This is a genomic window from Acidobacteriota bacterium (assembly GCA_004299485.1).
Taxonomy (GTDB): Bacteria; Acidobacteriota; Terriglobia; order Terriglobales; family SCQP01; genus SCQP01.
This window is the reverse complement of the sequence record SCQP01000008.1, coordinates 236542-262034: the sequence shown is the minus strand read 5'-3', so window position 1 is coordinate 262034 and position 25493 is coordinate 236542. Positions and strand designations below refer to the sequence as shown.

Annotated in this window: 22 protein-coding genes, 1 tRNA gene and 1 pseudogene; 14 read left to right on the top strand and 10 right to left on the bottom strand. The window is 63.2% G+C overall.

Annotated features, from left to right (window positions below; genetic code table 11):
• Positions 1-15: 15 nt before the first annotated feature.
• Complete coding sequence (locus EPN33_07570; protein TAN22778.1) at positions 16-1023, bottom strand: acetamidase; 1008 nt, start codon at positions 1021-1023, stop codon at positions 16-18.
• A 31-nt stretch (positions 1024-1054) separates the two neighbouring features.
• On the opposite strand from EPN33_07570, the gene EPN33_07565 reads away from it, so the two are divergent.
• The 6 genes and pseudogenes from EPN33_07565 to EPN33_07540 all read left to right on the top strand — a co-directional run bounded on the left by EPN33_07565 (position 1055) and on the right by EPN33_07540 (position 5845).
• Entirely contained in the window at positions 1055-2488 is a 1434-nt protein-coding gene (locus EPN33_07565) for an amidohydrolase (GenBank protein TAN22777.1), read from the top strand.
• A 9-nt stretch (positions 2489-2497) separates the two neighbouring features.
• A complete protein-coding gene (locus EPN33_07560) occupies positions 2498-2716 on the top strand; it encodes a hypothetical protein (GenBank protein ID TAN22776.1) in 219 nt (72 codons plus the stop codon).
• Positions 2694-2935, top strand: a pseudogene (locus tag EPN33_07555) (hypothetical protein). The gene EPN33_07560 and the pseudogene EPN33_07555 overlap by 23 nt, the downstream one beginning before the upstream one ends.
• Before the next feature lie 119 nt (positions 2936-3054).
• The gene (locus EPN33_07550; protein ID TAN22775.1) at positions 3055-3237 is read left to right on the top strand and encodes a DUF3311 domain-containing protein; all 183 of its coding nucleotides are present in this window, start codon (positions 3055-3057) and stop codon (positions 3235-3237) included.
• 1 nt (position 3238) lies between these two features.
• Positions 3239-4774, top strand: a complete 1536-nt coding sequence (locus EPN33_07545; GenBank protein ID TAN22774.1) for a sodium:solute symporter family protein — start codon at positions 3239-3241, stop codon at positions 4772-4774.
• A 9-nt stretch (positions 4775-4783) separates the two neighbouring features.
• Complete coding sequence (locus EPN33_07540) at positions 4784-5845, top strand: DUF4424 domain-containing protein (GenBank protein ID TAN22773.1); 1062 nt, start codon at positions 4784-4786, stop codon at positions 5843-5845.
• On the opposite strand, the gene EPN33_07535 is transcribed toward EPN33_07540, so the two are convergent.
• Positions 5823-6041, bottom strand: coding sequence for a hypothetical protein (locus tag EPN33_07535; GenBank protein TAN22772.1), 219 nt, complete (start codon positions 6039-6041; stop codon positions 5823-5825). The two genes, EPN33_07540 and EPN33_07535, sit on opposite strands and share 23 nt — an antisense overlap.
• 154 nt (positions 6042-6195) lie before the next feature.
• The gene (locus EPN33_07530) at positions 6196-8895 is read right to left on the bottom strand and encodes a serine/threonine-protein kinase (GenBank protein ID TAN22771.1); all 2700 of its coding nucleotides are present in this window, start codon (positions 8893-8895) and stop codon (positions 6196-6198) included.
• An 86-nt stretch (positions 8896-8981) separates the two neighbouring features.
• On the opposite strand from EPN33_07530, the gene EPN33_07525 reads away from it, so the two are divergent.
• A complete protein-coding gene (locus EPN33_07525) occupies positions 8982-9512 on the top strand; it encodes a PIN domain-containing protein (protein ID TAN22770.1) in 531 nt (176 codons plus the stop codon).
• A gap of 5 nt (positions 9513-9517) precedes the next feature.
• Here EPN33_07525 and EPN33_07520 read toward each other — a convergent pair whose 3' ends face one another.
• On the bottom strand, positions 9518-10018 hold the full coding sequence (locus EPN33_07520) for a hypothetical protein (protein TAN22769.1): 501 nt from the start codon (positions 10016-10018) through the stop codon (positions 9518-9520).
• A 98-nt stretch (positions 10019-10116) separates the two neighbouring features.
• On the opposite strand from EPN33_07520, the gene EPN33_07515 reads away from it, so the two are divergent.
• The 6 genes from EPN33_07515 (at position 10117) to EPN33_07490 (ending at position 18542) form a co-directional block, all read left to right on the top strand.
• Positions 10117-10365: a hypothetical protein gene (locus tag EPN33_07515; protein TAN22768.1), complete on the top strand. Its 249-nt coding sequence runs from the start codon at positions 10117-10119 to the stop codon at positions 10363-10365.
• 82 nt (positions 10366-10447) lie between these two features.
• Positions 10448-11764, top strand: coding sequence for an efflux RND transporter periplasmic adaptor subunit (locus tag EPN33_07510; GenBank protein TAN22767.1), 1317 nt, complete (start codon positions 10448-10450; stop codon positions 11762-11764).
• A gap of 7 nt (positions 11765-11771) precedes the next feature.
• The gene (locus EPN33_07505; protein ID TAN22766.1) at positions 11772-14978 is read left to right on the top strand and encodes an acriflavine resistance protein B; all 3207 of its coding nucleotides are present in this window, start codon (positions 11772-11774) and stop codon (positions 14976-14978) included.
• Between the two features lie 4 nt (positions 14979-14982).
• Entirely contained in the window at positions 14983-18099 is a 3117-nt protein-coding gene (locus tag EPN33_07500) for a multidrug efflux RND transporter permease subunit (protein ID TAN22765.1), read from the top strand.
• Between the two features lie 69 nt (positions 18100-18168).
• Positions 18169-18357: a hypothetical protein gene (locus EPN33_07495; GenBank protein ID TAN22764.1), complete on the top strand. Its 189-nt coding sequence runs from the start codon at positions 18169-18171 to the stop codon at positions 18355-18357.
• Positions 18354-18542 carry a hypothetical protein gene (locus tag EPN33_07490; protein ID TAN22763.1) on the top strand — a complete coding sequence of 63 codons (189 nt, stop codon included), beginning with the start codon at positions 18354-18356 and terminating at the stop codon, positions 18540-18542. The genes EPN33_07495 and EPN33_07490 overlap by 4 nt, the downstream gene beginning before the upstream one ends.
• Here EPN33_07490 and EPN33_07485 read toward each other — a convergent pair.
• The 6 genes from EPN33_07485 to EPN33_07460 all read right to left on the bottom strand — a co-directional run bounded on the left by EPN33_07485 (position 18539) and on the right by EPN33_07460 (position 24966).
• On the bottom strand, positions 18539-19999 hold the full coding sequence (locus EPN33_07485; protein TAN22762.1) for a c-type cytochrome: 1461 nt from the start codon (positions 19997-19999) through the stop codon (positions 18539-18541). The two genes, EPN33_07490 and EPN33_07485, sit on opposite strands and share 4 nt — an antisense overlap.
• 12 nt (positions 20000-20011) lie before the next feature.
• Positions 20012-20557, bottom strand: coding sequence for a hypothetical protein (locus tag EPN33_07480; protein ID TAN22761.1), 546 nt, complete (start codon positions 20555-20557; stop codon positions 20012-20014).
• Positions 20558-20595: 38 nt separating this feature from the next.
• Positions 20596-20958: a cytochrome c gene (locus tag EPN33_07475; protein ID TAN22760.1), complete on the bottom strand. Its 363-nt coding sequence runs from the start codon at positions 20956-20958 to the stop codon at positions 20596-20598.
• Complete coding sequence (locus EPN33_07470) at positions 20948-23416, bottom strand: hypothetical protein (GenBank protein TAN22759.1); 2469 nt, start codon at positions 23414-23416, stop codon at positions 20948-20950. The genes EPN33_07475 and EPN33_07470 overlap by 11 nt, the downstream gene beginning before the upstream one ends.
• Positions 23417-23428: 12 nt before the next feature.
• Positions 23429-24355 carry a DmsE family decaheme c-type cytochrome gene (locus tag EPN33_07465; protein TAN22758.1) on the bottom strand — a complete coding sequence of 309 codons (927 nt, stop codon included), beginning with the start codon at positions 24353-24355 and terminating at the stop codon, positions 23429-23431.
• A gap of 248 nt (positions 24356-24603) precedes the next feature.
• Complete coding sequence (locus EPN33_07460) at positions 24604-24966, bottom strand: nuclear transport factor 2 family protein (protein ID TAN22757.1); 363 nt, start codon at positions 24964-24966, stop codon at positions 24604-24606.
• Positions 24967-25417: 451 nt separating this feature from the next.
• Between EPN33_07460 and EPN33_07455 the strand changes: the two genes are divergently transcribed.
• Positions 25418-25493 (top strand) — tRNA-Met (locus EPN33_07455).

The following is a 25493-nucleotide window of genomic DNA, read 5'->3' as shown; positions in this document are numbered from 1 at the left end:
GCAGTGTAGCAAAGATCAGTGACTGAACAGCCGCTTGGGCAAGCTCACACTCACGCCCAGATTGTCATCCACCAGCTCGCAGTCATGCACGTTACCAGCCACACTGATGAGCATGTAGGCGTCCGCGCGCGTCATGTGCCGGTGCTTGACCAGAAACGACACCATGTGCTCGAGGGCCTGCGTGGTGGCGGCGCGCAGATCGCGGCTGAAGCCGAAGGTCATGAAGTTCGAAGCGGTCTCCGCGTGCGGCCAGCTCTGGCCGGTGTGCTTGCGTAGCGTGAACGTAAATGTCCCCTGCAGCGAGGTTTCAATCGCGGTAATATCCACCTCGCCGTCGCCCTGGCCGGCGTGGCCGTCACCCACGTAGAAGAGCGCGCCCGGCACAAACACGGGGAAGTAGATGGTGCTGCCGGCCACTAGATCCTTGCAGTCCATGTTGCCGCCCATCAGATCGGGAGGCACCGAGCTGTGCTTGCCATAACTGGCCGGCGGGGCCACACCGATGCTGCCGAAAAACGGATGCATGGGGATGGTGATGCCGGGGGCGAACTGTGCCGTCATCGTTTTCCAGTCCAGGGGAATGATGCGCATTTTGTGCAGGCCGGGCATGATCAGGAAACCGCTGCGCGGCCCAAACGAGTTGTAGGCATAGGGAATCATGCCCGTGATCCTGTCAATGTGCACCGCCAGGGTGTCGCCCGGCTCGGCGCCGCGAACGTAGATCGGGCCGGTGAGAATATGCCCGCCTGGCCCGCGATCGGCGCGCGGCACGTCTTCGAACACTTCCTTGAGGCTGGCTTGGATCTGGCTCTCCGGCACGCCCGCGCGGCGCAGACCTTGCGGACTATTGGTGAGCAGCGTATCGACAGAGACGGTCTGACCGGGGTTGATGGTCAATACCGGTTTGTCTCCTGCCGAGTAATGGCCCCAGGTCACGGTTTTCGAGGTCGCAGCCAGGTGGAGGGGCGCTTGCGCGGCCAGCGGCAGGGCGGCGGCGAGCGTCCACAGCAGGATGGTTTTCATGCCGCCTAGTATAGGCGCTAAACTCACTGCTATGAGACTTCTGGTCATGCTTTTGCTCTCTTGCGGGTTGGCGGCGCAGTCACTGTCTCCGGTTCTGCGGCAGTTTGTTAGCGTGGACGCGCCCGTGGTGGCACTGGAGCACGTGCGCGTGATCGACGGTACCGGCGCTGCTGCAGTAGCCGATCAGACCGTACTGCTCGAGCACGGCCGCATCGCCGCCATCGGCGCCAACGTCATCGTTCCCGCAGACGCCAAAGTGCTCGACTTGAGCGGCGACACTGTTTTTCCTGGCCTGGTGGGCATGCACGACCACTTGTTCTATCCCGACCCCTCGGGCGTCGGTTTTTTGCCGGGCGCGCCGCCGCTTTACCACGATATGGGGTTCAGCTTTCCGCGCCTGTATCTGGCGAGCGGCGTCACCACCCTGCGCACCACGGGAGCGGTCATGCCCTACACCGACTTGAATCTCAAACAGGAAATTGATGCGGGCCTGATGATCGGGCCGTCGATGAACATCACCGGCCCGTATCTGAACGGCCCCGGCGGCTTCACACCCAATATGCACGGCCTGAGCGGGCCGGCCGACGCCACGCGCACCGTAAAGTACTGGCAGAGCGAGGGCGTCACTACTTTCAAGGCCTACATGCAGATCACCCGCGCCGAGCTGGCTGCGGCCGTCCAGCAGGTTCATTCCGTTCCCGGCGACACCATCACCGGCCACCTGTGTTCGATTGGCTTTAAGGAAGCCGCTTCCCTCGGCATCGATGACTTGGAACATGGGCTGGAGGTTGACACCGAATTCGACCCCGGCAAGCCACCCGATGTTTGTCCCCCCGGCGCGCTGACTGCAAAAACGCTGGCAGCGATCGATGTCGAGGGCCCCGAAGTGCAGGCCACCCTCCATGATCTGATTGCGCGTCACGTGGCGCTGACCTCGACGCTGCCGGTATTTGAGGCGATGGTGCCCGGCCGCCCGCCGTTGCGCGAGTTGCCGCGACTCTTGCAGGTGCTCTCGCCCGCGTCGCGTGTGCATTACCTGCTGTCGCGCGTCCGAGGTGACGAGCGTCCGGGTCCAGCGGCCAGCATTTTCAAAAAAGAAATGCAGTTCGAGTATGACTTCTATAAAGATGGCGGACTGCTCCTGGCCGGCCTCGATCCGACTGGCAATGGCGGCGTGGTCGCCGGCTTCGGCGATCAGCGCGAGGTCGAGCTCCTGGTCGAGGAGGGCCTCACGCCCGAGCAGGCGATTCACGTCGCCACCCAAAACGGCGCCAAGTTTCTGCATCTCGACAACGAGATCGGCACTCTCGCCAAAGGCAAGCGTGCCGATCTGGTCGTGGTCAAAGGCAACCTGGCGCAAGACATCCACGACATCGAAAACGTGCAAATCGTCTTTAAGCATGGCGTCGGCTATGACAGCGCGGCCCTGATCCGCTCCGTTGCCGGCCAGGTCGGCCTGCATTAAAATAGACATATGGCGGAAGCGCGCAAAACGCGGCCAGGCTGGACGGTAAGGCGGTTCTCAAGCCACGCCGAAGCCGACCAGCACGATGCAGAATATTGGATGCGCCTCACGCCCGAAGCGCGCGTGGAACTGGCTTGGCAGTTGAGTCTGGAACAGCACCAACTCGCAGGACTGTGTTCCGATGCACCCCGGCTTGATCGCTCTTTTGAGCGAATTATCCGCCGCTGAGGTCAAATTTCTCGTCGTCGGCGCCTATGCGTTGGCGTGGTACGGTCTGCCGCGCGGCACCAAGGATTTGGATCTTTGGGTCGAACCGTCGTCGGCCAACGCGGAGCGCGTACTTGGCGCGCTCGCACGGTTCGGCCGGGCGAGCTAGGGGGCGTGAAGGTTCAGTACCTCAGCCGGGAAGACTTCCTGATTAACAAGCGAGCTGCCGGGAGGCCTTAGGATCTTGCCGACGTTGCGCGTCTGGAACAGGCTATTTCCCGCAGGTGAGCCCACCCGGTTCGCAACTCGTCCGGTGCCGCGCTTGACCGCCGTGCCGGTTGCGGGTACCGTCAAGCAACATGACCTTCCGCAGGGCCATTCTCTGGCTGCTGCTGGTGCCCTATGTGGCGCTGCTCTGGGTGCCGCTCTACGCGCGCCAGCAGCCTGAGCTTTGGGGCTTCCCCTTCTTTTACTGGTACCTGTTCCTGTGGGTCATTCTGACCGCGGTGCTGACCGGCATCGTGTATAAGGTGAGGCGCTGACATGCAGGCGAGCGCCGTCATTGTGTTTGCCGCCTGTTTGCTGGGCGTAACGGTGCTGGGCTTATGGGCGGCGCGCTGGCGCCAGGGCGACCTGCAGTCGATTGAGGAATGGGCGCTGGGCGGGCGCCGTTTCGGCGCGGTCCTCACCTGGTTTTTGATCGGCGGCGATTTCTACTCCGCCTACACCATCATCGCGGTGCCGGCGCTGGTGTATGGCGTCGGCGCGAATGGCTTTTTTGCGCTGGTCTATACCGTCCTGGTCTACCCCTTTGTGTTTCTGGTGATGCCGCGCCTGTGGCGGGTGTCGCGGCGGCGCAACTACTCGACGCTGGCCGATTTTGTGCGCGGCCGCTACGGCAGCCGTCCGCTGGCGCTGGCCATCGCCGTCACCGGCATCGTCGCCACCCTGCCCTATCTCGCCTTGCAATTGCTCGGAATGCAGGTCGCGATTGCCGCGCTCGGCTTCCGCAGTCCTGCCGAAGCCAGCAATATCGGTCTGATCGTGGCGTTTTTGATTCTGGTCGCCTACGACTACGTGAGCGGTTTGCGCGCGCCCGCGATTGTCGCCATCGCGAAAGACGCGATGGTTTACATCGTGATTCTGGTCGCGGTGATCTGGATTCCCATGCGCCTTGGCGGCTACGGGCGCATTTTTCATCTCGCCGCGCAGGCGCTGGCCGCGCATCACCCTGCGGGATCGATGATTCTGCGGCCCGAGCAGTTTCTCGCATTTGCCACCCTCGCGGTCGGCTCCGGGCTAGCGGCTTTTTTGTATCCCCACACCGCGACCAGCATTCTCAGCGCCGCGAGCGACCGCGCCATCGAACGCAACGCCGTGTTTCTGCCGGCGTATACATTTCTGCTGGGCTTAATTGCCCTGCTTGGTTACGTGGCCTTGGCGGCGAATGTGCATACGGCCGATCCCAACAGCATTGTTCCGGTGCTGTTCACCAGCATGTTTCCCGCCTGGTTTGCCGGTTTCGCCATGGCCGCCATCGCCATCGGCGCGCTGGTGCCGGCCGCGATCATGGCGATTGCCTGCGGCACGCTGTTTACCCGCAACATCTGGCGCGAGTATGTGAACCCGCAGTTGAGCGCGCGCCGGGAATCGGGCCTGGCGAAGCTCATCTCGCTGCTGCTCAAGCTCGGAGCGGTGGTGTTCGTGATTTTTGGTGACCACACCTACGCCATCAACCTGCAACTGCTCGGCGGCATCTGGATATTGCAAACCTTCCCGGCGGTCATCTTCGGCCTGTATCGTCGCTGGCTGCATCCGGCGGCGCTGCTGATCGGCTGGGCCGCCGGAATGGCCACGGGCACAGCGATGGGTTGGGCGATGGGGCTGCGCACCTCGGTCTATCCGCTGCACCTCGGCAGCTTGCATATTGCCGCCTACGCCGCCATCGATGCGCTGGTGGTGAACCTGGTGCTGGCGGTGGTGCTTACGCCCGTGTTCCGGCGCTTGCGTCGGCCCGCTGTGGCGGATGAAACCGAGCCTGCCGATTACGAACCTGCCGCGGCAGCCGCGTCGGCCTAACGTCCGAACGTGAGCATGCCGCTGTGCGCCTGGGTGAGCGCGGCTTATAGTAGCCGCATGCGTTTCCGCGCCAGGTGCTGGTTCCGCGCAGCCCTTGTCTTCACCCTAACCCTCGTCCTGTTCACAGCCGCTTTGGGCGACGATACCACGGCCACGATTGGCATCGGCGGCTTGCAATTTCAGCACTCGCGCCAGATCCGCATGCTCAGCGAAGATTTGTACATTAGCCCGACGCGAGTGCGCATTCATTTCACGTTCATGAACGTGTCCACGAGCCCGATTGAGACCGTGATTGCATTTCCGCTGCCGAACCTGGACCAGGCGGAGTGGTACAACACCACGATTGGATCGACGACCGGCGATCCTGTGAATTTTATCGGCTTCAAAACCATCGTCGATGGCGAGCCGGTGGGTTTGAAGGTCGAGCGGAGGGCTGCTAACCGTCGCGGGTGCGATGTCACGCGACTGCTGCGACGCTACCATGTACCGCTCAATCCTATGGTGCGCGCCGGTGGCGATCCCCTCAAAGCTTTGCCAACCTTGACAGTTCGCGCTTTGGTGGACGCTCACTTGCTCAGCGATTCATCCGAGAAAATGCCGATGTGGACGGTAAGCACGCGGTTTTGGTGGCGCCAGAAATTCGAGCCGGGCAAAACGGTCACAATTGACCAGAGCTATCAGCCGATCACCGGCGAATATTATGACTATCGCGTCGGGAATGAGGTCCAGGCGTTGTCTGCGCTGAAAAATGACATTCACGCGGACGTGTGCCCCAATGCGAGCACGTTTGCTGCGCTAAAGAGAAAGTTTGCGGCAACGCCGGTTTGCAAGACAGGCCTTTGCAAAGACTCGTATATTCACTTCTACACGACTGAATACGTGCTCACTACCGGCAACAATTGGGATGGTCCGATTGGCACATTCCATCTGATTCTGGACAAGCTCAAACCCGCCAACATCCTTTCGACGTGTTGGCACGGACCATTGGCGCAGACTGGGCCGACCACATTCGAATCGACGCTCCGCAATTTTTCTCCGCGAAACGACATTAAAATCCTGGTCGTCCAGTAAAACGGCTGCTTGCCGGCTTAATGCCCAACGTCAGCATCCTGATGTTGGGCTGCGCATCATCGTCGTAGCCGAAGATCATGTGCTCGCCATCCGGCGCGATGCTGATGCGTGATGGCGCCTCTATACACCAGTCGGCATAGTTCAAAGGCACGGTCGAGATACCGGCGTTAGAATTGCCGTCTTTGTGCGCTTTCACGCTGATAGTCACGCCCTGGCTGCGGGCCCTTAAGCGCCGTCTCGCGCTTCAACCGCGTGTCGAGAGCGCGATACACTTCGCCCATACTGCCTGCACCCAAGGGGACAAGGACTTCGTAGGGTCCGATGTGCGTTCCCGCTGCTAGGGGCATGGCCTATTTTCCAAACTCGATCATTCCGAGGTTGGCCTGCAGGGCGTCATCGTAGAGGAAGGCGAGATCGCGGCCGTTGGGTGAGAGGGATATTACGTTCCAGGCGTCGAAAAAATAATCGTAAAGCAATGGCACGTTTTGCGGCAGCCGCTTTAGATGTTGCCCGTTCCAGTCCGCTGTCCAGAGCGAACCTTGCAGATCGGAGCTGCCGGCGAGGATGGCGAGCTTGCCTCCCGGCGCACGCGCCAGATAGCAGACCCAACCGCGAAAAACCTGCTGTGGCGGCTGGTGCAAGTCGTCGATCCAGACCCCGGCCTCCGGGTCGCCGTCGAAACGTGGCGGCATGTCGTAGGCGATGGCCGTGCCCTGCGGCGACCAGCGCACCCAGCTTGTTTGCCGCGGCAAGGGCAGCACGCGCCGCGTAGCACCGGTGGAGGGATCGTAAGTACTGATGCCGTGCGGGCCGGGATAGGCGACTACGCCGCGGGAGCTGACATCGGACAACCAAGGCTTGGCGCCCTGGTGCGAGTGCCACATAATCTTGGGTTCGCCTCCGTCGGCGGGAACCGCAGCCAGGTCAGTGGCGCCAGTCGCAGTGTTCCATTGGGTAAATAGAACGGACTGCCCATCGGCGGACCACTCGGGAAAAATATTGCTCAAGGGGCCGGCTACCAGCGGCGCGGCGTGACCGCCGTCGGCATTGGAGGTCCAGATCTGTTCGAGTTCAACGCCCTTGAGCCAGCAGAAAAACGCCAGGCGCTTGCCATCCGGCGAGTAGGCGGGAGCGTTCTGATTGCGCACCGGATCGCTGGAGAGCACGTGAATCGCATGGGGACCCGCCATAGCGGTCAGATCGAGCTGGGCCAGGCGCGTATTGGTGCGGAAGGTTGCGAAAACCAGGCGGTTGCCCATGACGCTCAGGCCCGCGTCATCCCCCTGCCCGGCGGTGATCTGCACCGGTGTACCGCCCGCCGCAGGCAGCTTCCAGATATTGACCGTGCCGCCCCGGCTGGAGGCGAAGTAAATGGACTGGCCATCGGATGACCACGCCGGCGAAAGAACTTCGGGACCAGCCGTGGGGGTGAGCGCACGCACGGATGCGTCGGCGAGGTCGGCCACCTCCAGCGAGCCGTAAGGACCGCCGACTTTGTTGACGTCGAAGGCGAGCTGCTTGCCGTCGGGAGAGAAGCGTGGCTGCTGTCCCTTGATGCCCCTGCCGAGTTCCTGCGGCGGTTGGCCGGGCGTGCTCAGCCAGAGCGTCCCGGTCGAGGCCTGGGTATAAGCGAGCTGCTTGCCATCGGGCGACCATGCCGGATCTTCGGCGTTGCGCAACAGCAGGTGAGGGGTGCCGCCCAGCGCCGAGACTTCCCAGATATCCCAGAGACCCGAGGGATTGAGCTGCTGATACGCGAGCGAGGCGCCGTCGGGCGTCCAGGCCGGATGACCCTTGGCGTCGCTGCCGCGAGTAATTTCGAGTAGGTTGCCGCCATCGATCAGGCCGACGTAAAGGTTGTAGTTGCCGTCCTGATTGGAGGCGAAGGCCACCGAGCGGCCGTCAGGGGAGAGCGCGGGGTCACGCTGCACGCCCGCGAGCGCCGTCACCGCCTGAAAGCGCATGGCCACCGGCTTGGCAGGCCGGGGCATGAGCCAGTACGCCGCCAGTGCTGCCAACACCACGCCCGCGAAGCCGGGCGCCGCCCAGCCGTACCAGGCGCGTTGCGCCAGCGCCGCGGGGCGTTGGGCGGCAGCCGCTGCCGCGGGTGGGCTGGGTTTTTCCTCCAGCGTAATGCGCGCATCGCCGATGGATTGCAGACGGCGGCGCGCATCTTTGCGCAGGCAGCGCTCGACGAGATCGCGCAGGTACGCGGGCGTTGCCGGCGGTAGCGCGCTCCAGTCGGGCTCGGCGCGCACCACGGCAGCAATAACATCGGTTGCGTTGTCGCCATGGAAGGCGCGCTGGCCGGTGAGCATTTCATACAGCACGGCGCCGAAGGCCCAGATGTCAGCGCGGCGGTCGACGGCCTTGCCGCGCGCCTGCTCGGGCGCCATGTATGCGGCCGTACCCAGAATGCTGCCTGCCAGCGTCGCCGGCGTCGTCAGGGTCGGCGAATCGGCCAGCTCGGCTGCGCTCAGCTCGGGTGTGAGCGCTTTCGCCAAACCGAAATCGAGTACCTTGACCTGATCGTCGGCCGTCACCTTGGTGTTCGCGGGCTTGAGATCGCGGTGAATGATGCCGCGCTCGTGGGCGTACTCGAGTGCCTGGGCGATCTGCAAGGCTATAGCCGCGGCTTCTTCGGGCGGCAACGGCCCGCGCTGCAGGCGGTCAGCGAGCGTCTCGCCGCCGACCATCTCCATCGCCAGCACCGCTCCGCCGTCGCTGCCGATCTCCAGGCCGTAGACCGCGGCAATATGCGGGTGACTCATGCCGGCCAGCAGTTGCGCCTCGCGCCGGAAGCGTTCGAGGGCAATGGAGTTGGCGGCCAGCCGGTCGGGCAGACATTTGAGCGCCGCCTCGCGCTTCAGCCGCGTGTCGAGCGCGCGGTACACCTCGCCCATGCCGCCTGCGCCCAGAGGCGCGAGGATTTCGTACGGTCCGAGGCGGCCTCCGGGGGTGAGGGGCATGGTGCCAATTATATGCCCGGCTCCGCTCAGGCCATAGCCATAAATATGGTAGCCTGAGGGCGTGCGGACAACCGTGGACATCCCGGACCCGATTTATCGCCGGCTCAAGGCCAAGGCCGCAAACGAGGGCCGGAGCGTCAAGTCGCTGGTGCTCGAGGCGGTGCAGCGTGACCTCAATGGCGGACCGCCCCGGCAGCGGCGGCAGGTCAAGCTGCCGATCATCCACTCCAAGCGACCCGGCACGCTCAAGATCGACAATGCCCGAATCTACGAGATTCTATTTTCCTGACATCAACGTCTGGTTGGCGCTGGCGTACGGACAGCATCAGCATCATACCGCGGCAGAGCGATGGTACACATCCTTGCCGCAAGCCGCACAACTTTACTTTTGCCGATTCACGCAGCTCGGGTTTCTTCGCCTGCTGACCACCCAAGCTGTGCTTGGGGATGATGCACTCGATCAACCGGGCGCGTGGAGCGCTTACGACCAGCTCATGCGCGATGGACGCGTGGGGTTTGCCGTGGAGATGCCGGGACTCGACGCTACCTTCCGCCGCATGGCATCGCTACGGCAGCCAGCCTCCAAGGACTGGGTTGACTCATATCTGGCTGCCTTCGCTGAGAGTGCGGGCTTCGCGCTGGTAACCTTCGACCGGGGGCTGGCACGAAAAGCCCCTGGATCGATACAACCCGATTAAGACACCTAGGGCTGCTTGACGCCAGTACCCTGGTCGACGGTGGTCCAGTGGGTGCCGTCGCGCATCGCCTCGATCTTTACGTTTACCTGGTGCGGCGAGGACCATACATACACGATTTTCTCGTGCGGCGTCAGCTCGGTCCAGACGTTGCCGGCGATGGTCATTTTGGAGACGAACGGGTGCTCGCTGTTGCTGGTGAAGATCTCGTAATGCCAGTAATTGTGATCGTTGGGGTTGTAGGTGTCGACCACCAGCGATTCAGTCGGCTTGCCTGACCACACGTTGCTGAAACTGCACTCCAGGAACTGGCGGTTGGTGGACCAGCGGCAGTGTTCGTTCCAGGTCCAGTTGCCGGTCTTGCCGGTGCGCAGGTTCCGGCTGGTGCCATGGAACACCCAATGGCCGGTCGAGATGTCCAGCTTCTGCAGCGGGGCGGAAAGCGGGCGTTGCGCGGCGAGCGGCAGCGCCAGCGCGGCGGCGAGAGCGACAATCACGGACAGTCTCATTAGGACCTCTGCGGACATATTATCATCGGGGTAGGCGAAGGCGTGAATATGAGTATCGGCGCGCCGTAAGCGTCCCGAATGTGACTCAAAATGCTCTTATGCCTCTCTCCCAGATTCTGCATCCCGAGTTCGAGCGTGAAATGGCCGTAACCCGCAAATATCTCGAGCGGCTGCCGGAAGCCCAGTTTGGCTGGCGTCCGCATGCCAAGCAGCAAGCCGCCGTGCTGCGCTTCACGGTCTTCAGCCACACGATTCACCACCGCGCCCAACTCGGCGTCTACCTGCGCATGCACGATGTCGCGCTACCCTCCACCTACGGCCCTTCCGCCGACGAGCAGCCCTTCTAAAGGGAGATCCGGGTCGCCCAGCAAATATATATAAGACTGTAACCGTCATCCTGCGCGCGGCGTTGTAGAACTAGATGGCCGTATGGGCATCGAGACTCCACCATCGCCCCCGCTTCCCCCCGCTGCCGCGAGCCGCCATCATCGCCGGGGCCTGATCTGGCTGTTGGTCATCCTGGGGGTGGTCTACGCCGGCTTTCGCTACCGGCAAGTGGCATTGCCGCCACCTAAAGCCGCCGGTCCCGGTCGTACCGGCGCCGCCGCGCGTGGTGGTCCCGCCGTTCCCGTGGTCGCCGTAGCCGCGGCCAGTGGCAGCGTGCCGGTCTATTTGCGCGGCATCGGCAGCGTCACGCCCAACAACACGGTGACGGTGCATCCGCAGGTGGGTGGCGAAATCCTGCACGTCCTCTATAGAGAAGGCCAGTTTGTCCGCGCCGGCGAGGCACTGCTCGATATTGACCCGCGGCCCTACGAGGCAACGCTCGCCCAAGCCGAGGGCCAGCTCGCCCACGATACCGCGCTCTATAAAGATGATGAGATCGACTACCAGCGCTATCTGACCCTGTACCAGCAAAACATCGTGGCCAAGCAGCAGGTCGATGCTCAGCAGGCGCTGGTGAGCGAATACAAGGGCGCCATGGCCACAGATCAGGCCGCCATCAAGGCCGCCCAGCTCAATATCACCTACAGCCACATCACCGCGCCCATCGCCGGCCGCCTCGGTCTGCGTCTGGTCGATCCCGGCAATGTGGTGCAAGCCGGTGCGCAAACCAGCCTGGTGGTGATCACCCAGATCCAGCCGATTGCCGTGCTGTTCAACCTGCCGCAGGAGGATTTGCCCCAGGTCTATCCCGCGCTGCTCGCCGGCCAGCACCCGGCAGTCGATGCTTTTGACAGCAACAATACCCAACTGCTCGCCCGTGGCCGGCTCGAGACCATCGACAACAGCATCGACCCGACCACCGGCACCTTCCGCTGCAAAGCCTTGTTTGACAACGCCGACAACAAGCTGTTTCCCAGCGAGTTCGTCAACGCCCGCATGCGTGTCGGCAGCGAGAGCGGCCTGACCGTCGTCCCGCCGGCGGCCATCCAGCGCGGCCCCAACGGCTCCTACGTTTTTGCCGTGGATGCCCAGCACGCGGTTCACGTCGTGCCCGTGACTGAGAAGATCACCGAGGGCAACCAGGTTGGCCTGGCTGCGGGCCTTGCGCCCGGCACGGAAGTCGTGATTGACGGCGCTGACCGCTTGCAGGACGGCACGCACGTGCGCGCCCGCGTGCAGCCGCTGCCGCCTCCGCTGACCGCCGAAGCCCTGCGCGCGGCCGCACCCGCCGTGGCGGGCGCGCGCACCGCCGCGCCGGCCGCGAAACAACCACGCCGGCAATCTCCGATCAAGCACTGAGGGTGTCGTGAATCCGTCGCGTCCCTTTATTCTTCGACCGATTGCGACCAGCCTCTTGATGGTCGCGGTGCTGCTGGCAGGGCTGGTGGCCTACAAGCAACTTCCGGTTTCCGCGCTGCCGGAAGTCGACTATCCCACCATGCAGGTGCAGACGTTTCTGCCCGGCGCCAGCCCGGAAGTCATGACCTCGTCGGTCACGGCGCCGCTCGAGCGTCAACTGGGCCAGATTCCCGGCCTGAATCAGATGACCTCGATCAGCTCCTACGGCAGCTCGATCATCACCCTGCAGTTCGTCCTCAACCTCAACATCGATGTCGCTGAGCAGGAAGTGCAAGCCGCCATCAACGGCGCTGGAACCTTCCTGCCGCCCAACCTCCCCAATCCGCCCATCTACAGCAAGAGCAATCCCGCGGATGCGCCCATCCTGACCATCGCGCTTACCAGCGACACGCTGCCGCTGGCGCAGGTCGAGGATTTTGCCGACACCATGATGGCGCAGAAGATCTCGCAGCTCAGCGGCGTCGGCCTGGTGAGCATCTCTGGCGGCCAGCGCCCGGCGGTGCGCGTGCAAGCCAACCCCAGCGAGCTGGCCAGCTACGGCATGAGTCTTGAGGATCTGCGCACCGCCCTCAGTCAGGCCAATGTCGATCAGGCCAAGGGCTTCTTCGACGGTGCGCATCAGGCCTACACCATCGGCGATAACGACCAGCTCACCACCAGCGCCGACTACAAACCGCTGATCGTCGCCTACCGCAACGGCAACCCCGTGCGGCTGCAGGATGTGGCTACCGTCGTGGACGGCGCGGAGAACGTCGATCAGGCGGCCTGGGCCAATACCCGGCCGGCGGTGATCCTGAATATTCAGCGCCAGCCTGGCGCCAACATCATTTCCGTGGTGAACGAGGTCAAAGAGCTGCTGCCGCGCCTGGAGTCTTCGCTACCGAGCGCCGTTCACGTCACCGTTCTCACCGACCGCACCACCACCATCCGCGCTTCCGTCGCCGACGTGCAGCTCGAGCTCATGCTCACCGTGCTACTGGTGGTGCTGGTGATCTTCGCCTTTCTGCGCAGCATCTCGGCCACCATTATCCCTTCCATCGTTGTTCCGCTGGCGCTGGTCGGCACCTTCGCCTTCATGTACCTGCTGGGCTTCTCGCTCGACAACCTGTCGCTGATGGCGCTCACTATCTCGACCGGCTTCGTCGTCGATGACGCCATCGTGATGATCGAGAACATCAGCCGCTACATTGAAGAGGGCGTGCCCCCATTGCAGGCGGCGCTGCGCGGCAGCGAGCAGATCGGCTTCACCATCATCTCCATCACCTTCTCGCTTATTGCCGTTCTCATCCCGCTGCTGTTCATGGGCGATGTCGTCGGGCGGCTGTTCCGCGAGTTTGCACTCACGCTGACCGTGACTATCGTCATGTCGGCCTTCGTGTCGCTCACGCTGACGCCCATGATGTGTGCGCGACTGCTGCGCCGGCGCGCCTCCGCCGGCACGAGCTGGCTCTACCGTACCTCGGAGCGTGGCTTGCAGGCCATGGTGCACTTCTATCAGCGCACGCTCGACGTGGTGCTCAATCATCAGTTCGCCACGCTGGTGGTCACCGTGGGCACGCTGGTGCTGACCGTCGTGCTGTATATCGTCATTCCCAAGGGTTTCTTCCCGGTGCAGGACACTGGCGAAATTCTGGGTATTTCCGAAGGTCCGCAGAACGTCAGCTTTGCGGCCATGTCGCAGCGTCAGCAGGCGCTGGCGAAAGTGATTCTGCAGGATCCCGCCGTTGCCAACCTGTCTTCGTTCATTGGCATTGACGGCACCAACACCACCCTCAACAACGGCCGCCTCCAGATCAACCTCAAGCCGCTTGGCAACGGGCCGGGCGAGCGCGGTTACGTCAATGCGAGCGAGGTCATCCGGCGGCTGGAGCCTGCGGTGGCCAAGGTGCCGGGCATCGCGCTCTACCTGCAGCCGGTCCAGGACCTGAGCGTCGAAGACCGCATCAGCCGCACCCAGTTCCAGTACAGCGTCGAAGACGCCGATGCCGCCGAGCTGGCGCAATGGGTGCCCAAGCTGCTCGATAAAATGCGTGCCATGCCGGAGCTGCGCGACGTGGCCAGCGACAGTCAGGACAACGGTCTGCAGACCATGGTGACCGTCAACCGCGATGAGGCTTCGCGCCTTGGGCTGATTCCTTCGACGATTGATAACACCCTTTACGACGCCTTCGGCCAGCGCCAGGTCTCGACCATCTTCACCCAGCAGAATCAGTATCACGTCATCCTCGAAGTCGATCCCAAGTACCAGCTCGACCCGCAGTCACTCAAAGAGATCTACGTCGATGCCGGCTCGAGCGGCGCCTTCGGCTCAAGCGCCATCGGCACCACTGCCGCGGGCTCGGTTTCCAGCACAGCAACGCTGAGCGGCGTGTCCACCGCCCGCGGCAACGAAGTGCCGCTGAGTGCATTTACGACCGTGCAGACCAAGAGCGCTCCCCTGACCATCAACCACCAAGGCCAATTTCCGGTGGTCACGCTGTCGTTCAACCTCGCGCCCGGCGCCTCACTCGGTCAGGCCGTGAACGCCATCCACGCGGCGGAGCAGGAAATCGGCCTGCCGCCCAGCGTGCAGCCCAGCTTTCAGGGCACCGCCGCAGCCTTCATCAACTCGCTCGCCAACGAACCCATCCTCATCCTCGCGGCGCTGATTGCCGTCTACATCGTTCTTGGGGTGCTGTATGAAAGCTACATCCATCCCATCACGATTCTGTCTACGCTGCCCTCCGCTGGCGTCGGCGCCCTGCTCGCGCTGATGCTGTTCCACATCGAGTTCAGCATCATCGCCCTCATCGGCCTGATCCTGCTCATCGGCATTGTCCAGAAGAACGCCATTCTGATGATCGACTTTGCGCTCGAGGCCGAGCGCAAGGAACACCGGCCGCCGCTTGAAGCCATCCGCGAAGCCTGCTTGCTGCGCTTCCGGCCCATCTTAATGACCACCCTGGCAGCGATGATGGGCGGCATTCCGCTGGCGCTCGGCCGCGGCACCGGCTCGGAATTGCGCCGCCCGCTGGGTATCGCCATCGTCGGCGGCCTGCTGCTCAGCCAGGTCCTGACGCTGTACACCACGCCGGTCGTCTATTTGGCGTTCGACTGGCTTAGCCGCAAGCTCCGCCGCCCCGCAATTGCAGCTTCCCTCGAGCCTTCCACGTGAAGCCATGGACTTCGGCGTCAAATCCGTCTCCGCTCCCTTCATCCGCCGCCCGGTGGCGACCTCGCTGCTGACGGCCGCGCTACTGCTGGCCGGCATTGTGGGCTACCGGCAACTGCCCGTCGCGCCGCTGCCGGAAATCGACTTTCCGACCATCTCCGTTTTCGCCGGACTGCCGGGCGCCAGTCCGGCGACCATGGCCTCGGCGGTCGCCACCCCGCTCGAACGCCAGTTTGGCCGCATTGCCGGGCTGACGGAGATGACCTCGACCAGCGCGCTCGGTTCCACCTTCGTCACGCTCCAGTTCAGTCTCAATCGCGACATCAACGCCGCCGGCCGCGACGTGCAGGCCGCTATCGACGCCGCCTCCGGCCAGTTGCCGGCGAACATGCCCACGCGCCCGCATTGGCGCAAGAGCAACCCGGCCGACGCGCCCATTCTGAACCTGGCGATGAGCTCGACAACGGTGCCACTCGCCGATGTCTACGACGTCGCCGATTCCATCGTGGCGCAGAAAATTGCCCAGGTGCAGGGCGTGGGGCAGGTGTTCATCTACGGCAGCGGCCAGCCCGCGGTGCGCGTGGAGGTCGATCTGCAGAAGCTGAACAGCTACGGCATCAGCCTCGAGCAGGTGCGCACTGTCCTCAACAACGCCAACGCCAACCTGCCCAAGGGGCGCTTTGAGAACGGCACGCAGGCCGCCGAGATCAACAACAATGACCAGTTGCTCGAGTCAGACCGCTACGGCCCGCTGCTGGTCGCCTGGCGCAACGGCGCTGCCGTGCGCCTGAGCGACATCGCGCGCGTGCATGAGGGCACCTCCGATTACCGCAATGCCGGCAGCGCCAACGGCGAACCCGCCATCACCATCGCCGTCTTCCGCCAGCCCGGTGCGAACATTCTTGAAGCCGTCGACCGCGTGCGGGCCGCGCTGCCCGAGCTGCGCGCCTCCATTCCGCCCACCATGCACCTGGTTGTCTCGCAGGACCGCTCGCCCACGATTCGCGCTTCGATTCAAGATGTCGAAGGCACGCTGCTGGTTTCGATTCTGCTGGTGGTGCTGGTGGTCTTTGCCTTCTTGCGTGACTGGCGCTCCACCGCCATCCCCTCCGTCGCTGTGCCGCTGTCGCTGGTGGGCACATTCGGCGTGATGTACCTGCTGGGTTACAGCATTGACAATCTCTCGCTGATGGCGCTGACCATCGCTACTGGCTTCGTGGTCGATGACGCCATCGTAGTGATCGAGAACATCGCCCGTCATATTGAAGCCGGCATGAAGCCCATGGCGGCAGCGCTGCTAGGCTCGCGCGAGATGGGCTTTACCGTGCTCTCCATGAGCACCTCGCTCATCGCCGTCTTCACGCCTATCCTGCTGATGGGCGGCATCATCGGCCGTCTGTTCCGTGAGTTTGCGGTTACGCTGAGCGTGGCGATTGCGCTTTCGCTCATCATCTCGCTCACCACTACGCCCATGCTTTGCTCGCGCTTTTTGCGGCATGAGTCGGGGCGCCACGGCCGCCTCTATCGCTGGTTCGAGGCGGGCTTTGAGACCATGAAGCGCGACTACGATCATGGCCTGCAATGGGTGCTGCGCCATCAGGCATTGGTACTCGGGGTCCTGCTGGCCACGGTTGCGCTTACGGGCTGGCTGTTCTGGACCATCCCCAAGGGCTTTTTCCCACAGCAGGATACCGGCCGGCTGAATGGCAGCATCGTCGGCGATCAGGATTTGTCGTTTGCCGCCATGCGCGCCAAGCTCGACCAATTTGTCGCTATCGTGCGTAAGGACCCGGCGGTTGATACCATGACCGCCTACACCGGCGGCAGCGCCACCAACACCGCCCGCCTCAACATCCAGCTCAAGCCGATTGCCGTGCGCAAGGTCAGCGCCGATCAGGTGATCGCCCGGCTGCGGCGCGCGGCCGGCGTCGTGCCCGGGGCGCAATTGTTCCTGAAGTCATTGCAGGATGTCTCCGTTGGCGGCCGCTTCAGCAGCGCCGCGTATCAGTACACGCTGGAATCGGACAACCTCACGGACCTTGACCATTGGGCGCCGCTGTTGATGAACCGCATGCGCTCGCTCCCCGAGCTGCGCGATGTCAACAGCGATCAACAAACGCACGGCCTCGAAGCCTCGCTGGTCATTGACCGCGACGCCGCCAGCCGCCTCGGCGTATCCATGCAGGCGATTGACGCGACGCTCAACGACGCCTTCGGTCAGCGCGAAGTCTCAACCATTTATAAAGGCATTAATCAGTACTTCGTGGTGCTTTCCGTCAACCCGCAGTTTCAGGACAATCCCGGCGGGCTGAAAGATATTTACGTCGCTTCGGTGCGTGGCGGCCTGGTGCCCATGAGCGCCTTCGCCCATTACGCACCCGACGAACTGACGCTGTCGGTCAACCACCAGGGTCAGTTGCCTGCTATCACGCTCTCGTTCAACCTGGCGCAAGGCGTCGCGCTGGGCGATGCGGTCAACGCCATCACCCAGGCGGAAAGCCAGATCGGCATGCCCTCCGACGTTCACGGCGGCTTTCAGGGCACCGCGCAGGCGTTTCAGTCTTCGCTCCGCTCCGAGCCGCTGCTGATCGCCTTTGCGCTGGCCGCCGTCTACATCGTCCTGGGCATGCTTTACGAGAGCTACATCCACCCCATCACGATTCTGTCGACGCTGCCCTCCGCCGCCGTGGGCGCGCTGCTGGCGCTGCTCTACTTCCGCAGCGACCTCAACTTCATGGCGCTCATCGGCATCATCCTGCTGATCGGCATCGTTAAGAAGAACGCCATCATGATGATCGACTTCGCTCTGCATGCCGAGCGCGTCGAAGGCCTGGCGCCGCGCGAGGCCATCCATAAAGCCGCGCTGCTGCGCTTCCGCCCCATCATGATGACCACCATGGCGGCCATGCTGGGCGCCGTGCCGCTGGCGGTGGCGGGCGGCACCGGCGCCGAGCTCCGTCAGCCCCTGGGCATCACCATCGTCGGCGGCCTCATTCTCTCCCAATCGCTCACCCTCTTCACCACTCCTGTGGTCTACCTCTACATGGACCGCCTGCAAGCCTCCGTCCGCGCGCTGTTTGGCCACCCCCGCCCTGCGTTGCAACCGGCGCCGGCGGGGGAGTAGCGGGCAACGGAACCGGCTTCGCCTGCATCTAAGCAGCCGCGGAACGGAATGCCGCACCTGGAGGGCGCGATGCAGCGATTCGGATGGGTGGTGGGATTGGGTCTACTGCTGGCAATTGGTGTGGCGGCGCAGGGCCCGAATCCGTTCGGGTTCCAGGGCAAGATTGAGCGCACGCCCCTGGGCACCGGCACCGTGGATGGCCATCCGGTAAAGATCGAGCAGGTTACGGTGACACTCACGGCGAGCCGGCGACGATGAAGGTGTGGGAGGCAACCGACCTGCACGGCTTTCCGGTGCGGGTGGAAATGGCCACGCCGCACGGGCCGATGACGATCGAATATAAAGATGTCAGTCTCGCGCCGCCGCCCGCGTCTCTGTTCACCAAGCCGGAAAACTGCATGACCATGCCGGGCATGTCTGGCGGAGGCCGGCTGCAGAACTAATGCTTCAAGCTTTTGATATAGGCGATCAGGCTGTCGAGATCTGCGGGGCTGAGATTGTACTGCGGCATGCCGCCCGACGTCATAGCCGGCGTGTAGTGTTGCAAATGCACTCGTAATGTGGCCTCGAGCTCAGTAGTCGCAACCTTCGCCAGACTCACGGCAATGGGAGTGCCGGCGCCATCGGCGCCGTGGCAGGCGATGCAGCCGTCGGAAGAGTACAGCTTGAGGCCCGCTACAACCTTGGGATCCGGAACCTCGTTTGCGGGCGCGGAAGTGGTCAGTGGCAGCCCGAACTGCTGCGGCTGGAAAGGCGCCTTCATGTACATGGCTTCGGCTTCGTCCTGCGCGTGCAGTTGCGTGCGCACCATTGCCGAGTTCTGGTCCTGGACATGGCTGAGCATCCCCAGGTAGGTCATCCCCAGAACCACGATGACCAGCGCCCCCATCACAACCGGACGGCGCCAGGGACGGCGTTCGGCCCGGCGATCCAGGAAGGGCAAGAGCAGAAACAGGGCGATCAGGATGGGAGGAATCACCACAATGCCCAGCGTGGCGTGGTTCTGCCAGACCTTGAGCCACTCAAACATAGGCAGGAAATACCACTCCGGGCGGGGAAGGAATTGCGTATCGGAGGGGTCGGCTCGGGCACCGAGTGGCGCCGGAGCGAAGTGCGCCAGCAGGCCCAGCGCGCAAATCACCAGCGCGGCAAAAGCCATGTCGTAGATGACCTGGCGGGGATAGAACGGTTCGGTGCGCAACGGCCGGACATCCTCGGGAGCACGAATTGGCCCGGCGGCGCCGGCGCGCCGGAAAAGAAAGATATGGGCGCCGATAAAGGCGAAAATCAGACCGGGCAACAGGAACACATGGGCGAAGTAGAAGCGGGACAAGGTCATCGTGCCCAGGACTTCGCCGCCGCGGACAAACCGCTCCAGGGCGCTGCCAATGAACGGCAACTCGCCGATGATGTTGGTGCCCACCGAGGTGGCGAAATAGGCGCGCTCATCCCAGGGCAGAAGGTAACCGGTAAATGCCATGCCCAGAACCAGCGCTGCCAGCACCGCTCCGGATAGCCATAGCAGCTCGCGGCGGCGCTTGTAGGCGCCGTAGGAGGTGGTCTGGATGAGATGCAGCGCGAGGACGACAATCATGGCGCTGGCGCCGTAGACATGCAGGCTGCGGATGAACTCGCCCGCCGCCACCTGCTTGCTGATGTAGGCGACCGAGCTGTGCGCGCTCGACGCCGAAGGCACGTAGTAGAGGGCCAGGCAGAGACCAGTGATGACTTGCGAAAGGAACAGGAACAGCAGCCCGGAGCCGAAGACGTAGGCAAAGCGTGCGCCTCCGGGGATCGGCTCGTCCAGCGCAACACGCAGGAGTTGATCGAGGCCGGTGCGCTGATCGATCCAGGCGCGCAGGCCGGGACGGGAATTGGCGGGTTGAGGCGAAGCAGGCATGGCGGTTCCCCGTTAGTCCATCGGCACGCGGCGCGACAATTGCGGCTGGAAGAGCGCAAAGCGCACCCGCAGACGGCCGTCCTCGATCGAGGTCTCCAGCGAGTCCATGCCGCGGCGCGACGCGCCCGAGACATACTTGCCGAGGGGCGTGAAGACGCTGTTGTGGCAGGGGCAGAAGAAGTAGTCGCGCGACTTTTCCCAGCCGATGGCGCAGCCGAGGTGTGGACAGATGGAGGAAAGAACCTGCAGCTTGCCGGAGCTGTCGCGGATTACGTAGACCGTTTCCGGCAGCGCCGCCTGCCGCCAACCGTCGGTGCGGGTCACCTGGATAGCCTTGGTGGCCGGAGCGATGAGGTTTTCGTAATCGCTTACCGGCCCGAGATCGGACCATCCGAAGCCGCCACCCCGCTCCAGGACCGGCGAGAGCACCATGCGGACGACGGGCACCGACAGTAGAACGCCGACTCCCGCCACGCCGATGCCCAGCAAAGCAGTGAAAAACCGCCGCCGTGGCAGTTGCGGCTCGCCCGTTCCGGCGGGTTCCGACGAGTCAGACATAACCGTGTGCCCCCTTTACTTCGATGGACGCTGGCCGGCTACTTCTTTTTGACCAGCGTCCGCAGATAGCCCACCAGTTCCTTGATCTGCGCTTCGCTCAGCTTGTCTTTGTAGGAGGGCATGGTATGGCCGACACCGTTGCTGATCTCATGGATGAGTTCGGCGTCGGTCTGCTTCTGCACTTCCTCGGAGCGCAGGTTAACTATGCCCATCTTCTTGCCCACGGCGCTGCCGCTGCCGTCGGGTCCATGGCAGACGGCGCATTTCGAGTTGAACAGACTCTGGGCGCTCTGCGCGCCGGCTCGCACCGGCAGAAACAGCAGGACCGCTGCCGCCAACGCCATCAATACTGTCCACTGCATCCGGACTTTCATCGTTGGTTCTCCTTGTTTAAAACGCATACTGCACCGATAACGTGAAGTTACTGCCGTTGAAATTCTGGAGCGGCAACGGCGCCAGGCCCACCGGATTGGCGATGCCTTCGTCGTGATACTGATAGTAGTTCCAGGCAAAAATGCCGGCAATTCCCTGCGCCAAATCCACTTTGAGGCGCGCCGAGGGGCGGAGGTAGTTGAAATCCAGCGGGCCGGTCGGCTGCAGCGGATTCAAAAACAGCGTGGTCCCACGCGCGATGCTGCCGGCGTAGCCGAACGAGGCAGTCACCCGCTTCTGCGGCTTCCACATCACGTCGCTGTAGGTGTAATGGTCCTTGTTGGAGTAAAAGGCCAGCGCCCCCAGCGGGCCGGTAGCGCCCACGACAGGGCAGGGCGTGGTGAAGGCCGTGGGGCTGGCAGCAAAGCAGATGTCGGCCTGGGTGTAGACGTTGAATTCGTTGTAGCCGAAATCAAAATAGAAGTCGCCGCCGGGCGCCAGCGTAATGCCGCCGCCGTAGTTGCGGTCGTGCTCGAGGTGATTGACGGTGTACACGTTGTCCCGGTTTTGCGCGATATCGACCGCGCCGTTCACCGTCAGCCAGGAGCGGGGGCTGTAGGTGCCGCGCACCTTGTACTCCTGCACCTGCCGCGGGCTGATGCGTGTAAAGGCATTGTCGCGGTAGCCAAACAGGAAGTCCGAGTACAGCCGCAGGTCGTTGCCCGGCCGCGCATCGGCGCCCAGCAGCAGATCGTGCTCGTGAATCAGGTAGAGGTTGCGGCTGCTGTCATTGCCCCCATCGGGCAGCGGATTGGAGGGTGAACCTTCCGTAATCGAGCCGTCCGCATTTTGGCTGCAGCCATCCGGCAGCACGCCGCTTGCCAGGGCGCAGTCGCCCCGCGCCGCAAGAAAAAGGTTGGCGGCGCTGGCGGTCGCACCTCCGGGAAAGAAGATGTCGCCGGTCTCAAACGTGGCGCTGTAATCGGCAATGGTGCGGGCGGTATAGGCGTAACCGATGCGGGTCGTCAACCGCGGATTGAGCTGATAGCGGATTTCCAGTTCGTCCGACGTCAGCTTCTGGGCCAGAAATTGCGACACAAACTGCGAAACCACGTCGGCCGGCGAGGAAGCATTGTGCTGCGGGCATTGCGGGCCGTTGAATGGCGCCGGGCATAGGCTGGCAAAGTTGCCCGGGTTTACCGGGGAAATCGGCAGCAACAGGCCGGTCTGCCCGGCCGCCGGCGGCTTCGTTCCGAACAGATTCACTTGCGCCGTGTCCCAGAGCGAGGGCTCGCGCCAGTTGTCGTAGTGAAAGGCATCAAAGATGTCCAGCTTGGCGTTGAGCTGATAATCGCCCGACCAGTCGGCCCGCGCCGCCACACGCGCGGCGTTGGCCGGCCCTGAGGTATTGCTGCCGCGGCTCAGCGTGCGCGTGGTCCAGCCGTTGATGGCTTCCAGGTAATCGGTCGTGCTATTGCGGTCGCTGCTGTAGCTGGCGGAGCCGTCCATGGTGAGGTGGGCAATGTCGCTCGACTGGAAGCTGAAGCGCTCGGTCGGAAACGAGCCCCGCGGCCGTCCGACGCGGCTGTAGGCGAGGTAGCCGTTGCAGTTGGGATTGGCCGTTGGAGGGTTGGTGCCGGGGTTCGCGACCGGCGCCGCGCATGGACTGCCCCCTTTGGTATTGAACACAATTCCCAAATCCGCAGGCGTACCGTTGGTCAGCACGTAGCCGAAGCTCTGATCCGTGATGGTGTTGTCCTGCTTGAAATAGCTCAGCAGTTCATCAAACGACAGCGTCGTCTTGGGCGTCAGCCGGTAGTCCACGCCCATGCGGTAGTCGTTGGTGGTGTAGTGAAAGTTCTCCGCCAACAGCGGTTCGGTCCCGCCCTCGACAGTCGTGAAGCCCGGCCCCTCATCCACGTTGTGCCCAAAGCCGAGCCGGAAGCGCACGCGCGAGTCGGGAAACAGCGTCAGGTCATAGCCCTGCATCATCCGCGTCCGGTCCAACGAGTGCGGCGAACTGGCGATGGCGACCGCCGGGTTCGAGCTTGCCGGATTCAGCGGATTGGCGAGCAGATTGTAATCCCAGAAATCCACGTCCCGCCGGAAAACCGCCCGGAAGTCGTAGACTTTCGCTTTGCTGATCCGCAGCCGGCTGACGTCGTTCGGGTCGCCGCCGTAGCCGGAATTGGCAAAGCTCAGGGTGTCAAGCAACGGTTCGTTATGATCGAGCGCCTGCATCATCAGATTGAAGTTGAACAACCGCAGGCCGGATTGCAGATTTTCGAAGGTATCGTAGTTGTTGAGATTGCCGCTGATCTGGCTGTCGCGGCCGCCCAGCTCGGTGGTCTGGTGCAGACTGAAGCCGCTCACTGGCGCTGGGGGCGCCGCGGTTGCCGCCTGGCTCTGCTGGCCGGCAAGTCCCACCCCGCCTGCCAGCGCGAGCACCCAGGCACAACAGTAAAGGGTCCGGATCTGGCGCTTCATGGCGTGTTGCTCCTATCGGAAGAACGTCGCGCTGAAATTGGAACCGTGGATCTGGGTATGGCACATCGTGCAGGCCTGGTACTGCGCCGACTGGTTGTGGAACGACGGCGCTCCCGGTGCATTTGCGAACGAGGTGGTGTGGCACTGCAGGCAGAGGATGTTGACGTTGCTCACCTTGAGCAAGTGCGGATTGGGTGAGCCGTGGGGCGAATGGCAGCCGGTGCAGCCCACCAGATTCACCGCCTCGTGCTCGAAGACGAAGGGCCCGCGCTTGTCCACATGGCAGGTGAAGCAGACCGCATCCTGGCTCGAGGCCGTGCACAACTGATGCGGCTGGCTGGTGCCGTGCGGGTTGTGACAGTCAGTGCACTGCACCAGCCCTTCGTTCACGCGGTGATGGAAGGGCATCTGGAACTGCGCCTGCTGCTGCACGTGGCAGGAATAGCACAGTACCGGCTGTTCCTTCGCCAGCAGAAAATTGGGCGTTGCGGGATGGTGAATCGAGTGGCACGACGTGCAGGCGACGCCATTCTTGCCGTGCAGGGACTCGACCACCTGCATGTGCTGCGCTCCCGATGCGTGGCAACTGAGGCAGGCGCTCATGACCGCGGCTGGCGTGGCGCGCGTGAAGACGAAGAGCTTGCTGAAATCGGTGGGATCGGCGATGTGGCTGGCGCCCGGTCCGTGGCAGGCCTCGCAGCCTTGCACCGGCGCGCCTCCCTTGGGGTGCGTGGTCACCTGCCAGTGCGGCGCGTGCTGCCAGAGCGCATACTCCTCTTCATGGCAGGGCTGGCAGGCCTGCGCGCCCATGTAGCCGGTGGCCCTGGCTTGCGCGGCGGGAGCCGGATGCGCTGCTGCCTGCTGCGCCGCGGCGCGCGCCTGCCGCTGCGCCCGGCCTGCCAGTCGGAACCCCGCTACCGCAATCGTTGCCGCCAGCAACGCGGCAACGGCCAGTCCTGGCCGCTTCCCTCCTCGTCGTGCCGGTGCCAGGTTGCACCTCCCGCCCGCAGCTCACACCCTGAAAAAAGTATATCTCTCGCGGGACGTAGATTGTCAAGCGTGTTCGCAGAAAAATGTGGTTGCTCGACCGGTCATCGTTTCAATTCGGGCGCCGCTCTTCTGCAACCGCTGTCGCATTTGGGTCGTCAGCTAATTCCGCGGGTTCCGATTGTTTCTGCCGAGGATCACTACTTATTTTCGACGGTGTAATGGATAGTCTGCGATACTATCCAGCCGTTTTCGATCACGAACGAGTCGGCGCCGTCCCGAACACGCGCATGTTCGGCTTCGGCCGCCCACTCCAGGAATGCCACGCGGCCCTCGATCAGGCGGTTCGCGTAGACGTAAGGTGCTTTCGGCAGCTCCTGTTCGAGCAGGCGCGCAAGCTCCCGTGCACCCTCGCGGCCGCGGAAGATGCCTCGGCGCTCCAGGATGACGATGTCGGGCGAAACGTTGCGCTCGATATCATTCTCGAACTCATGCTCGCCGGTGAGGCGGAGATGATCCTCAAATACCTCCACGGCGGAACGGCGTCTCAGATCATCGATCATGGAGTCCTCCTGCATCGGATAGTAGTCCTCGCCAGGTTCGTGCGTTCCCTGCGGTTATCCAGGCATCCCCGGAACCGGCGGTGGGTACTGCGGTGATTTTAGTTGCGACCCCGATGCCCCTGGTTGCTCCGCGGAAATCGGCGCAGGGAAATAGCTGTCCCTAGGAGAGAACAGTTCCTCGGTCGGATGGCATCTCAAAACCAGGCGCAGGCTCCGCGCGGGTGGGTTACCGGACGGTCTGGTAGCCCATTCCTACTGCCACACTCTTTGCACGCGGTTGGGTGAGACTGGGGCCGACGCCTTTACGATCATGAAGGGAGCCGCAGCCTGCCGCTGCCGCGACGACGTGACTTGCTGCCGCGCAATTCCGATTGCGATTGCTACAATGCTGCTACCGTCTTCAAAAATCGTATCGTGGAAGTAGGCGGCAACGGTTCTATTCTAAACACCCGGGGCTATAGCTCAACGGTTAGAGCAGCGGACTCATAATCCGTTGGTTGCAGGTTCGAATCCTGCTGGCCCCACCA